The following is a 13,177-nucleotide window of genomic DNA, read 5'->3' as shown; positions in this document are numbered from 1 at the left end:
TCAAATGAGGCCTCATACGGCTTTAAAATACAAAACGCCCGATGAAGTACATCGAGCGTTTTAGTTAAAAAGTGTCAACCCATATCAGGACGGGTCATGCGTTTAAGCTGTTATACCTAATGCTGATTACGATTCTTTCGAGTCGGATTTCGGTGGCTCTTGAGCTTCTGGCTCTTTATCCTGCTTCTCCAGCTCGTTATCTTCTTCATCGTCATCGCGGCTTTCGATTACGCCGTGCATTTCTTTCCAGCTTTCCCAGCGTTGGTAAGCCAGCTCCTGCATGTCAGTGCTTTTATCTGCTTCGTCGATGATCTCCTCGCCTACGAGGTGTTCAAAAATATCTTCCAACGTTACCAAACCTAGCACGGTACCGTATTCATCAACAACAAGTGCCAGCTGTAAGCGATGAGTCATCATCTGGTCGAATACTTTAGGTAAAGTGGTATTGTTTAGCACCACTTGAATTGGGCGCATGATTGCTCCCAACTGTTTCTGTCCACTACCTGATTGTTGTAGTTTGAACAACTCAAGGCGATGCACAAAACCAATGATGTTATCTTTCTGCTCGCTGTAAACCAATGGGCGTGAGAAAGGCGTATCTTTGTGTTTTTCTAGGAACTCATTGATGGTCATTGTGGCATCGACACGGAATACTACTGGTCGTGGCGTCATAACCTGCGTTACGGGTACATCTTGGATGCCAAGCAAGTTGCTTAAGATTTTTGATTCACCCTCGGCAAATTCACCGCTTTCACGTGCCAGAATCGCCATTGCAGACAGCTCATCACGCATCTTTGGAGCTTCGTGGTTACGAGCAAGACGCTTGGTGATTTGCTCTGAGAACCAAACAAAGGGTGTAAGCGCCCATACCATCCAACGCAATGCGACCGCGGCAGTGGGTGCCAACTGACGCCAGTAGGTCGCGCCAATCGTCTTCGGTACGATTTCTGAAAGCACTAAGATCGCCAATGTCAGCACTGCCGAAAAGATACCTAATGCTTCGCTACCAAATACAACCGCAGCTTGTGCACCAGCAGTGGCCGCGCCGATAGTGTGAGCGATGGTGTTTAAAGTCAGAATAGATGCCAGTGGTCGGTCGATATCTGATTTCAGCTTAGCCAATTGCCCAGCTGCGGGATGCCCCTGTTGATTGAGCTGCGCAATGTAGCTCGGACTGATACTCAGCAGTACCGCCTCCAGCACCGAACAGATAAACGAAATGCCGATTGCAATAGAGATATAAATGGATAACAGCAGCATAGTTGCCCTTGAATGTAGTTTGATAGTGGTTATTTGCAGCTATTATAACCGCAAAAGTGACTTATAAATTGGTCCAAATACCTTGGAAAGCAAGGGTTTTCAGGGGGTATGTGGTAACAAATTGTGAGTTATTACTCATATTATGGCTAAAAGTACGTCAGAAAATCGAAAGATCGCTTACAAACCTTTGCCAGATGGGGCATTTATGTTTTAGAGTGAGACGAATTCGATAACCTATGAGAAGGGAAACCTAATGAACAAGACCCAATTAATCGACTTTATCGCAGAGAAAGCAGACCTATCAAAAGCACAAGCAAAAGCTGCTCTTGAAGCGACTCTTGATGGTGTAACTGGCGCACTTAAAGAGGGTGACCAAGTTCAACTAATTGGTTTTGGTACATTCAAAGTAAACCACCGCGCTGCACGTACTGGTCGTAACCCTAAGACTGGTGACGAGATTCAAATCGCAGCAGCTAACGTACCAGCATTCGTAGCAGGTAAAGCGCTGAAAGAATCAGTAAACTAAGTTAGAATGCACCGAGGTATCCTGCCTCGGTGCAATTTCATGAAAAAACATCTACTCACTTCACTTCTCCTATCTAGCCTTACCCTTTTTGGCTGTTCGTCGGTTGAAACTCCTAATTTAGAACAATTCACGCATTTTTCTGGTGGTAAAGTTGCGGGAGATGCTAGCAGCTTGTATTGGATGACAGAGAAACTCACTCGTGTGAGTACGGCGGCTGATTATGTGACTATGGGGGACAATGGTTGGTTCCAGAGTGATTATCGCTGGGATGAAGGTGAGTTGCGAGAGTTGATTCGAAAAGGCGAGCAAGTTGATACCAAACAAGAGTTGGTGCCTTTTCAAATCCACATCCGTTTCAATAAAGATGGCGAAGCGGTTTACCAAAAATATCGTGTTAACCGTAAAGTCTTACCACTTCAGCATGACCAATTAGAGCGCTACAAAGCAGAAGCGAATGACGTAGTGGCATCGGTTAAGGCGCAGTCTCGTAACAATCAGAGCCTTATTCAAGGTTATTGGAATGGTCAATCGTTTGAAACCTGCAAAGGTAAGGTGTTCTCGACACTCGAGTTTAATCAGACGTTGCCAAAATTTATTATCGAGCGTCTCTCATCGGTAGACAGTTATGTGGCTTTTGTCGGCAAGCAGTCACGAAACAAAGCAATGGTCGATGAACTGTTGATGCTCAATGACGATGACTTTGATTGTGTTTCTCGGCCAACGTTGATCTCTGAATAAACATTGCTTCGCATTCTGTCGAACAAGAACAATAAAAAAGGCGCTGAGTGCGCCTTTTGTTTTTTAGCCAACTCATGTTGTTTTTATTTTTCTTGCTCACGTGCAATTGCACGGTAGCCGATGTCGTTGCGATGGAACATGCCATCCCAACGGATCTGTTTTGCAAGCTCGTAAGCACGCTGCTGCGCTTCTGATACACTGTTGCCAAGTGCGGTTGCACAAAGAACACGACCACCGTTTGTCACGATGTCGCCATCTTTGTTATCTGTACCAGCATGGAAGACTTTTTCGCCTTCAATTTCAACTTGTGGCAGACCCGAAATTACGTCGCCTTTGTTGTATGCAGCTGGGTAACCACCGGCTGCTAACACGATACCAATCGATGCTCGTGGATCCCACTTCGATTCCGCTTGATCCAGTTTCTCGTCGATTGCCGCTAGGCACAGATCAACAAGATCCGATTCCATGCGCATCATGATAGGTTGTGTCTCAGGATCACCGAAGCGGCAGTTGTACTCGATTACTTTCGGAGTGCCGTCTTTGTCGATCATCAGACCCGCGTATAGGAAACCAGTGTAAGGGTTACCTTCAGAGGCCATGCCACGTACTGTTGGGTAAATCACTTCTTCCATGATGCGGTTGTGGATTTCTTGTGTCACCACTGGAGCTGGAGAGTATGCTCCCATGCCACCGGTGTTAGGACCCGTATCTTTGTCGCCTACGCGTTTGTGGTCTTGGCTGGTGGCCATTGGCAGAACGTTCTCACCATCCACCATCACGATGAAGCTTGCTTCTTCACCATCTAGGAACTCTTCGATAACGACACGACTACCAGCATCACCAAATGCGTTGCCTGCTAGCATGTCTTTGATTGCGTCCTCAGCTTCTTCTAGCGTCATTGCCACAATCACGCCTTTACCAGCTGCAAGGCCGTCGGCTTTCACCACGATCGGTGCACCTTGCTCACGCACGTAAGCCAGTGCAGGCTCGATTTCAGTGAAATTCGCGTAGGCACCCGTTGGAATTTGGTGACGAGCAAGGAAGTCTTTGGTAAACGCTTTAGAGCCTTCAAGTTGCGCTGCGGCTTGGGTAGGACCAAAGATTGGTAAGCCCGCTTCGCGGAACGCATCAACCACACCAATAACCAATGGTGCTTCTGGGCCAACGATAGTCAGTTCAATCGCCTTCTCTTTGGCGAAAGCAACAAGGCCAGTGATGTCTTCTACATCGATGTTTACGTTCTCTAGTTTTGGCTCTAGTGCTGTACCTGCGTTGCCTGGAGCAATGAAAATAGTCTCAACATTTGGGTTTTGCGCTGCTTTCCAGCCTAGCGCATGTTCACGACCGCCTGAACCAATGATTAAAACTCGCATATGAAAATCCTTAATCTTATAAATACCGTTTGCTCAAACTCAGATATTTCGCAAAGACCTGAGTATGGCCTCTCTAATTCAGTGGGACGAGGACAAGGCGACAAGTGAACTTATTCCTATGAGCATAGTATGCTATGTGATTAGGATAAGTGAACGCCGTCAACGCAGTTATCGTCCCAGTGAAGACGAGAGGATTAGTGGCGGAAGTGACGCATACCGGTAAAGATCATCGCCATGCCGTGTTCGTCTGCTGCTGCAATAACTTCGTCATCACGCATAGAACCACCTGGTTGGATAACACACTTGATGCCCGCTTCTGCAGCCGCGTCGATACCGTCACGGAATGGGAAGAATGCATCTGATGCCATTACACAACCTTCAACCTGTAGACCTTCGTCTGCAGCTTTGATGCCTGCGATTTTCGCAGAGTAAACGCGGCTCATTTGGCCAGCACCTACACCGATAGTCATGTCGCTTTTCGAGTAAACGATCGCGTTAGATTTCACGTATTTCGCTACTTTCCAGCAGAACAGTGCATCTTTTAGCTCTTCTTCTGTTGGCTGGCGCTTAGAAACCACTTTTAGGTCGTCTAGGCTTACCATGCCTTGGTCGCGGTCTTGAACCAGTAGACCGCCATTCACGCGTTTCACGTCAAAGCCAGTTGTCTTCGTTGTCCATTCGCCACACTCAAGTAGACGTACGTTCTTCTTCGCGGCAACCACTTCAATCGCTTCAGCAGAAACAGAAGGTGCGATGATCACTTCAACGAATTGACGCTCAACAATAGCGGTTGCTGTTTCAGCATCCAGTTCTTGGTTGAATGCAATGATGCCGCCGAATGCAGATGTTGGGTCAGTTTGGTAAGCACGGTTGTACGCTTCTAGGATGTCTTTACCTAGAGCAACACCGCATGGGTTTGCGTGTTTTACGATTACACATGCTGGCTCGTTGAACTCTTTCACACATTCAAGCGCTGCGTCCGTGTCTGCGATGTTGTTGTAAGAAAGGGCTTTACCTTGGATTTGGCGAGCAGTAGAAACGGATGCTTCTTGTTGGTTTGCTTCAACGTAGAATGCGGCTGCTTGGTGGCTGTTCTCACCGTAGCGCATGTCTTGCTTCTTCTCGAACTGTTGGTTGAACGTACGAGGGAATTTGCTCTCTTCATCACCGTCTTTGTTCTCACCGTAAGATGGAACCATAGTGCCGAAGTAGTTTGCGATCATGCCGTCGTAAGATGCTGTGTGCTCGAATGCTGCGATAGCTAGGTCGAAACGAGTTTCGAGAGTGAGAGATTTGTCGTTTGCGTCCATCTCTGTAATTACGCGGCCGTAATCACCTGCATTAACAACGATAGTCACGTCTTTGTGGTTTTTCGCTGCAGAACGAACCATTGTTGGGCCGCCGATATCGATGTTTTCAACAGCGTCGGCTAGTGTACAGCCTTCTTTGGCAACGGTTTCTGCGAATGGGTATAGGTTTACGACAACCATATCGATAGGGTTGATGCCGTGCTTTTCCATCACGTCATCATCTTGGCCACGACGACCAAGCACACCACCGTGAACTTTTGGGTGAAGCGTTTTAACGCGGCCGTCCATCATTTCTGGGAAACCAGTGTAGTCAGAGACTTCGGTTACGGCGATGCCTTGTTCGGCAAGTAGGCGAGCTGTACCACCAGTAGATAGGATATCGACACCGCGCTCAGCAAGAGCTTGCGCAAACTCAACAATACCTGTTTTGTCTGATACGCTGATAAGCGCACGGCGAATAGGACGAGCGTTATTCATGCTTCCATTTTCCTCAAATTCACGGAGTTAAAGATGTTTGCCAAAAATGAACTTGTTTTTACCTCTTGGGGTAAAATATTGGCCAGTTTTGGTAAAGACCTTTGCAGGGTGTTTTCTGATTAGAAAACAGTCTCCACATTTGATGGCGCGTATTCTAACCAATTTATTACAAAAAAGCTCGCGCAATCGTTTGGCATCTCAAAAATAATTGCAAAAAAAGTCGTTCTTTAGCTTTAAAAGTAACGAGATAGTTAATAGGGGAAGTTATGTTTCAGATAGGTGAACTGGCAAAACGTTGTGGTGTGACTGCCGATACATTGCGTTTCTACGAGAAAAATGCGCTAATAAAACCCGCAGGACGAAGTGAGTCAGGCTACCGCTTGTATGATGAAGAGAATCAAAAGCAGGTGCACTTTATCCTCAAAGGTAAAGATCTTGGCTTGAGTCTGGATGAAATTAAAGACCTGTTAGAAATTAAGTTAGAAGCGACAGAACACAGCTGTGCAGAGGTAAAAGCCATTACTTCTGCCAAGTTAGAGCTGATTGATGGGAAAATTAACGAGCTGACGAAAATTCGCCGAGCGTTAAAGAAGATTAATGATGCTTGTTGTGGTCATACAGACGATGACGCCACACATTGCTCTATCCTTGCAGCACTTGAGTAGTCTCATTCTTGCATCACTTAACTTAAGTTTGCATTTTTGGCGACTTGCTTTTCTAGGTACACGCTGCTTTCCCACCTATAATCTTGCCTTTAGTTACTTGTAGGAATCAACCATTGTCTGATTCCTACCGTAACGCTGTCTGTAGATACGAGAGTTTTCATACATGGTTGGAGTCTATTTTCAAATCAATGACTGGGTTTTGAGCGTTGATGAAAATAAGCTGTATCGACAAGATAGGGAAGTTACTGTTGAGCCACGCTTAATTAATCTTTTGCACTTCTTAGCGGAGCATGCGAATGAGGTGTTCAACCGCGAGGAATTGATTCAGTACGTTTGGGCTGGAGCGATTGTGACCGATCAAGTGGTGACTCAATCCATCTTTGAGTTGCGTAAGCTACTACGTGACGGTCGAGAGGAAAATACCAACTACGTTATCACGGTGCCCAAGCGTGGCTATAAGCTGGTAGCGAACGTGGTTACTATGACGCATGAAGAGTTTGTCACAAGTCGGCAAAATGAAGAGATCCCACCTTCGGTTGAAGAATCGGAAGAGGATTGTCTACCTATAGCACCAGCCGTTACCTTTCCAGCAGGTCCTCTAACTCGCGCGGTCTGCGAGATGTCAAAAGAGAAAAAAGCCCCTCAGAGCAAAAACAAAATCAGTCCTTGGCGATTGGGAATTATGAACTTCATCTGGATCAGTATGTTGGTCGTAGTGATGGGCGTGTTTACCTACAAGCAATCGGAAGTGCGTATTACCCAAGCCATCGATACCCATCTGATTGAGTTCAAGTTTCAAGATAATTTTACGAATGAAGGATTAAGCTACGATTTGGCAGACGGATTCGCCCAAAAGTTGATGTCCGACATTGCTCAAGTCAGTGATTACCGAGTCATGCTAAAGAAGGCGTCGTTTACTTCTGGCATTGTGCCTGGTAAATCGGTTGTGGTGAGAGTTCGTGAGAATGACGGTGGCAGCTTTTTAGAGGTGGAATATCGCAATAACTCATCTGAGAAAGTGTTGTTTAGTCGTCAATACGCGTTAACCAGTAGTCATTTAAAGACAGTGCTTCAACAAGCGTCGTTGGATTTGATGCAAGTGCTGAAAGTGTCGGATGCCAAATTGAAATCTACGATGCTGGTGGCGGGAATGCCAATGAATCCCGACGCGTTGGAGTTGTTTGTTCAGGCTAACCATTACCTTAATGTCTCTGATACTAAACAATTCCGCCAAGGTATCGACTTGATGGAAAACATTTTAGAAATCGAGCCGGATAATGCTTACGTTCAAGCTGAGTTGTTGATTGCTTACCATGTACAAAAGGCACTTGATTTCTCACAGGAGTTGAAGAAAGGGCGAATGCAGCAGCTCAGTGAAGCACTAGAGACTAATGTGAAAATGATGGTGGGGCCAATTCAACCGCGAATTTATGAAGCTTTAGCACTGCACGAAACCATCATTGGTGACATGGCGTTAGCCAAGCGGCATCTCGGACAGGCATTGAGGTTACGTGATTCAGTGCTTTCCTATGTGATTCGCGGTAAGCACGCCGAATTGGATGGTGATCTGGATTTAGCCAGTGAGTCTTACAGTGAAGCTTTCTATATTGATACGTCGGTTGAGACGTACCTGCTGTGCGAAAACTTGGTCTTCCCAAGTAACATGAAGGCGATTGATTACGCCATGTATCGCGCCGTTCACCCTTCTGTCGTTCGAATGCTTTAATTCTCTCGGACTCAACGTCAGCCTAATGCTAGCCCCTCATTTCGATGAGGGGCTTTTTTGTCGCTGTCGAAAAGTGAAAAGGGTGGGGCGGTGGGGCAATGACTTACGAAGGAGCTAACAACGCAAGCTTGCAACGGGAATACATACCCGCTTTGCTTCTCTATCTCTATCTCTATCTCTATCTCTATCTCTATCTCTATCTCTATCTCTATCTCTATCTCTATTGATTGTATGAAGTGTCTGGATTAGTTATGTGGCGAGAATGATTTTGGTGCCTTCTTGCATGCGAGATGAATATTGACTTGGGTCAAGAAGCGCGATCAGGGAGAGATTTATGGAATCAACACTTCAGGGAATTAACCCTTCGGGATGGGGAAGTTGATAGAGGTTGATAACTTTTATCGCGATGACCAACGAGTTGATGAGAGTTTATCTATCGGTAGAAGGTTTGATGTTTTTCTTGTAACTGTATGAATAATATAGTTTTATGTTTTTGTGTTTATCATGTTTATCTCAACTTGATGTTGATGAACTAATCATTTTATTGATAACACCAAGTTTATTTTTTTCCCGATTTTTGGGCGTAGTCTTCACTTCGAAATTTAGCGAGGTCGAGAAGGTTCCTCCTCATAGCATCTCGCTAATAACCATTCAGTTTGAGTCATGTTGACTCGAGTAGAATAGATTTGGAGATGTTATGTCATCGAATGCGAAAAAAATCGGCCTTATTGCCTGTACGGGTGTCGTAGCCGGTAACATGATGGGTAGTGGTATTGCACTATTACCTTCTAGTCTTGCCTCTGTAGGCTCTGTTTCAATCTTCAGTTGGCTGATCTGTTTGGTCGGTGCACTGAGTCTGGCGTTCGTTTACGCTCGTCTGGCAACCAAAAACCCACAAGAAGGTGGTCCTATCGCTTATGCTGGCGAAGTGTCTCCGGTATTTGGTTTCCAAACGGGCGTTCTTTATTACCACGCGAACTGGATTGGTAACCTGGCTATTGCCATTACAGGTGTTTCTTACCTTTCAGTATTCTTCCCTGTGCTTAATAACCCAATTCCAGCAGGTATTGCGACGATTGCATCGGTATGGATCTTCACTTTCGTCAACCTACTTGGTGGTAGCTGGGTAAGCCGTCTATGTACGCTTGGTTTAGTTCTTATCCTTATCCCAGTTGTTGGTACAGCTGCATTTGGTTGGACGCACTTCGATACTGCGCTTTACAGCCAAAACTGGAACGTATCAGCAGGCACTGACAGCCACGCGGTAGTAACTGCGGTTCTTATCTGTCTATGGTCATTCGTAGGTGTGGAATCAGCAGCGGTATCTACTGGTATGGTAGAAAACCCTAAACGTACCGTACCACTAGCAACTATGTTGGGTACTGGTATCGCAGGTGTGATTTACATCCTATCAACTCAAATGATCAGCGGCATGTTCCCAGCGTCAGAAGTTGCGGCATCAGGTGCGCCATTTGCATTAGCAACCACTGAGCTATTCGGTAGCTGGACAGCACCATTCGTATCAGCATTCACAGCGCTAGCATGTTTCACTTCGCTAGGTTCTTGGATGATGCTAGTAGGTGAAGCAGGTAAACGTGCAGCAAACGACGGCAACTTCCCTAAAATCTACGGCGAAACTGACAAAAACGGTGTGCCTAAGAAAGGTCTAATCCTTGCGTCAATCAAGATGACTGCACTGATGGTTGTACTGATGTTCTTCAGCTCTAAAACAGCACACGCATCAGATCTGTTCAACCAACTAACGACTGACGCAGTTCTACTAACTATGCTGCCTTACTTCTACTCAAGCATTAACTTGATTCGCTTCGAAGGTATGACAACACGCAACGGCTTCGTAATGCTGTTCTCTGGTGTGGCTTGTCTGTTCTGCTTCATCGCACTAGCTGGTGCAGAGGGCGGTACGCTAACAGCAACCTTCATCGTGTCTCTAGTTATCTTGATGTTCTACAGCAAAAAAGCAGGTCTTGCTCAGTACGTGAAAATGCACGCTGACGACATGCCTGCCCAAGCAAGCAACTAATCCCCAAAACGCTGGCACTACGGTGCCAGCCCATAAAACCCAAATTCACGCGGCGCTCACCTTACTCATTGCCTGTAAATGGCAAAGAGCGCCCTCATTCGCCTTGGAGATGTCCAAATGAATATATTCGCTATCTTGAACCACATGGGTGTGTTCTTTAAAGAAGAGCCAGTTCGTCAACTTCACGCTGCTCTTGAGAAAGCGGGCTACGAAGTGGTTTACCCAGTAGATGATAAAGACTTGATCAAAATGATTGAGATGAACCCACGCATTTGCGGTGTGCTGTTCGACTGGGATAAATACTCACTTGAGCTATGTGAACGTATCAGCCAAATCAACGAAAAACTGCCTGTTCACGCATTTGCTAACGAACAGTCTACTCTAGACATTTCACTAACAGACCTACGTCTAAACGTGAGCTTCTTCGAGTACGCTTTAGGTATGGCTGACGACATCGCTATCAAAATCAACCAAGCGACTGAGGCATACAAAGATGCCATCATGCCTCCATTCACTAAAGCGTTATTCAAATACGTAGAAGAAGGTAAATACACCTTCTGTACTCCAGGTCACATGGGCGGTACTGCATTCCAGAAAAGCCCTGCTGGTAGCATCTTCTACGATTTTTACGGTCCAAACACATTTAAAGCGGACGTATCAATCTCAATGCCTGAGTTAGGTTCTCTACTAGACCATTCAGGTCCACATAAAGATGCAGAAGAATACATCGCACGCACATTCAATGCAGACAGCTCGTACATCGTAACTAACGGTACGTCTACATCGAACAAAATCGTTGGTATGTACTCAGCACCTGCGGGCAGCACAGTACTGATTGACCGTAACTGTCACAAGTCTCTGACTCACCTAATGATGATGAGCGACGTGACACCAATCTACTTCCGCCCAACTCGTAACGCATACGGCATCCTTGGTGGTATTCCACAAAGCGAATTCAGCCGAGATGTCATTGCTGAGAAAGTGGCGAAAACACCAGGTGCAACAGCACCAACTTACGCAGTAGTGACTAACTCAACTTACGATGGTCTGTTGTACAACACACAATTCATCAAAGAATCGCTAGACTGTAAACACATCCACTTCGACAGTGCTTGGGTGCCTTACACTAACTTCAACCCAATTTACGAAGGTAAATGTGGTATGAGTGGTGAAGCGATGCCAGGCAAAGTGTTCTACGAGACACAATCAACACACAAACTGTTGGCAGCGTTCTCACAAGCTTCAATGATTCACGTGAAAGGTGACTTTGATAAAGAGTCTTTCAACGAAGCATTCATGATGCACACTTCAACTTCACCTCAGTACGGCATTGTTGCTTCTACTGAAACTGCAGCGGCAATGATGCGCGGCAACACTGGTAAGAAGTTAATGCAAGACTCTATCGATCGCGCAATCCGCTTCCGTAAAGAGATCAAACGCCTAGAAGCAGAAAGTGACAGCTGGTTCTTCGATGTATGGCAACCAGAAAACATCGATACCACAGAATGTTGGAAACTAGACCCTAGCGATACATGGCACGGCTTCAAGAACATGGATGACAACCACATGTATCTTGACCCAATCAAAGTAACGCTACTGACTCCGGGGATGAATAAAGAAGGCGAACTAGAAGAATCAGGTATTCCTGCTTCGCTGGTGGCTAAATTCCTAGACGAGCGCGGCATCGTGGTTGAGAAAACAGGCCCATACAACTTGTTGTTCCTATTCTCAATCGGTATCGACAAATCAAAAGCAATGCAATTACTACGCGGTCTGACTGAATTTAAACGTGGCTACGACTTGAACCTAACCATCAAGAGCTTCCTTCCTTCGCTATATAACGAAGATCCAAGCTTCTATGAAGGCATGCGCGTTCAAGAATTGGCACAAGCAATTCATGACCTAACTAAGAAATACAACCTACCAGAACTAATGTACAAAGCGTTCGATGTACTTCCAGAAATGAAAGTAACACCACACGCAGCATGGCAAGAAGAGCTTCGCGGTAACGTAGAAGAAATCAAACTGGAAGAAATGGTTGGCCGCGTAAGTGCGAACATGATCCTTCCTTACCCTCCAGGTGTGCCACTAGTACTTCCTGGTGAAATGGTGACTCAAGAGTCTCGCCCAGTGCTGGACTTCCTAGAGATGCTTTGTGAGATCGGTGCGCATTACCCAGGTTTCGAAACCGACATCCACGGCCTGTACCAACAAAAAGATGGTAGCTACACCGTAAAAGTATTGAAGAACTAAGTTCCTCTCGAAGATGACGCCATTGGGAATGCAAGCATGCTCCACTCTTACGAGCTCAATGTGTCATCGAACAACCACGACATTTAGATATACCCCTAGCTAATCTGTCGTAAAAGAGAAGGGCAAGGATGCTCTGATCTTTTCTTCTATATAGAAGAAGTAATTTCCAAGACTTCACCTGAAGTACCCCAAGTAAAAAGCAAAGACCAAAGAGCAGTTCGTTATCGTTCTGCTCTTTTTTTCGTCTTTATATAGATAGAAAAAGAAAAAAGAATCAAGAGAGATAAGATCAGCAATCAAAATCACAAAGAAATCGGCGATCTTTTAATGCAGAAGTCAGGTGTTTCATCATGAAAAGATCCTCTGAAACCCGAAATATTAGACAAGATCGTTGAGTATTTATGCAGAATGCTCGTTATTTGTGCGGTTGAAAGTTTTTTTGCAAAAAACGCTTGTGCTAATTTCTCAACCCCCTATACTGCGCATCCACCGACACGGAGTGAGACGAAAGTCACACAGCGAGTCGGGAAGAGAGAAAAAAGAATTTGAAAAAAATGCTTGACTCTCTCACGGTGTGAAGTAAGATACGCACCCCTAACAACGAGTAACTAAGTTGCTGAAAATGTTAGAAAAGCTCTTTAAAAATAAGAACCTATCAATCTGTGTGGGCACTCGTTGATGATAATCCAATTAGAAGCTTCGGCTTCAAATTAGGTTTCAATGATACGAAGTGACCATTGAATCGAAAGATTCAGCACAGTCAATTCAAACATTACTTATGTAATGTTCAGTATTCATTGAGCCGACA

The 13,177-nt window shown here is 45.4% G+C and carries 9 protein-coding genes and 1 pseudogene; 6 read left to right on the top strand and 4 right to left on the bottom strand.

From position 1 onward, the window contains the following. Positions 1-126: 126 nt before the first annotated feature. Positions 127-1,260 carry a hemolysin family protein gene (locus IQR33_RS02445; RefSeq protein WP_017635548.1) on the bottom strand — a complete coding sequence of 378 codons (1,134 nt, stop codon included), beginning with the start codon at positions 1,258-1,260 and terminating at the stop codon, positions 127-129. 253 nt (positions 1,261-1,513) lie between these two features. Between IQR33_RS02445 and hupA the strand changes: the two genes are divergently transcribed. Then, positions 1,514-1,786: a nucleoid-associated protein HU-alpha gene (gene hupA, locus IQR33_RS02440; RefSeq protein ID WP_005382524.1), complete on the top strand. Its 273-nt coding sequence runs from the start codon at positions 1,514-1,516 to the stop codon at positions 1,784-1,786. Between the two features lie 39 nt (positions 1,787-1,825). Further along, positions 1,826-2,524 carry a DUF1481 domain-containing protein gene (locus IQR33_RS02435; protein WP_017635549.1) on the top strand — a complete coding sequence of 233 codons (699 nt, stop codon included), beginning with the start codon at positions 1,826-1,828 and terminating at the stop codon, positions 2,522-2,524. A gap of 83 nt (positions 2,525-2,607) precedes the next feature. Here the strand turns inward: IQR33_RS02435 and purD are convergent, their stop codons facing one another. The 3 genes and pseudogenes from purD to IQR33_RS35440 all read right to left on the bottom strand — a co-directional run. Continuing rightward, entirely contained in the window at positions 2,608-3,897 is a 1,290-nt protein-coding gene (gene purD, locus IQR33_RS02430; RefSeq protein WP_017635550.1) for a phosphoribosylamine--glycine ligase, read from the bottom strand. Positions 3,898-4,091: 194 nt separating this feature from the next. Beyond that, positions 4,092-5,684, bottom strand: coding sequence for a bifunctional phosphoribosylaminoimidazolecarboxamide formyltransferase/IMP cyclohydrolase (purH, locus tag IQR33_RS02425; protein WP_017635551.1), 1,593 nt, complete (start codon positions 5,682-5,684; stop codon positions 4,092-4,094). A gap of 138 nt (positions 5,685-5,822) precedes the next feature. Then, positions 5,823-5,933 (bottom strand): annotated as a pseudogene (locus IQR33_RS35440) (phosphoribosylamine--glycine ligase); the annotation flags it as partial. Between the two features lie 17 nt (positions 5,934-5,950). Between IQR33_RS35440 and zntR the strand changes: the two are divergent. From zntR to IQR33_RS02405, 4 genes are all read left to right on the top strand, one after another. After that, positions 5,951-6,349: a Zn(2+)-responsive transcriptional regulator gene (gene zntR, locus IQR33_RS02420; RefSeq protein ID WP_005382529.1), complete on the top strand. Its 399-nt coding sequence runs from the start codon at positions 5,951-5,953 to the stop codon at positions 6,347-6,349. A gap of 163 nt (positions 6,350-6,512) precedes the next feature. After that, positions 6,513-8,075 (top strand): lysine decarboxylation/transport transcriptional activator CadC, encoded by a 1,563-nt coding sequence (gene cadC / locus IQR33_RS02415; RefSeq protein ID WP_005382530.1) that lies wholly within the window; start codon positions 6,513-6,515, stop codon positions 8,073-8,075. 697 nt (positions 8,076-8,772) lie between these two features. Beyond that, positions 8,773-10,116: a cadaverine/lysine antiporter gene (gene cadB, locus IQR33_RS02410; RefSeq protein WP_005434864.1), complete on the top strand. Its 1,344-nt coding sequence runs from the start codon at positions 8,773-8,775 to the stop codon at positions 10,114-10,116. Positions 10,117-10,233: 117 nt separating this feature from the next. Continuing rightward, entirely contained in the window at positions 10,234-12,369 is a 2,136-nt protein-coding gene (locus IQR33_RS02405; protein WP_005451159.1) for a lysine decarboxylase CadA, read from the top strand. The last annotated feature ends 808 nt before the right edge of the window (positions 12,370-13,177 follow it).

This window comes from Vibrio sp. OPT46, from assembly GCF_015163535.1.
GTDB classification, from domain to species: domain Bacteria; phylum Pseudomonadota; class Gammaproteobacteria; order Enterobacterales; family Vibrionaceae; genus Vibrio; species Vibrio alginolyticus.
Note: the sequence above shows the minus strand (reverse complement) of the source record. Positions and strands in the feature narration are given on the sequence as shown.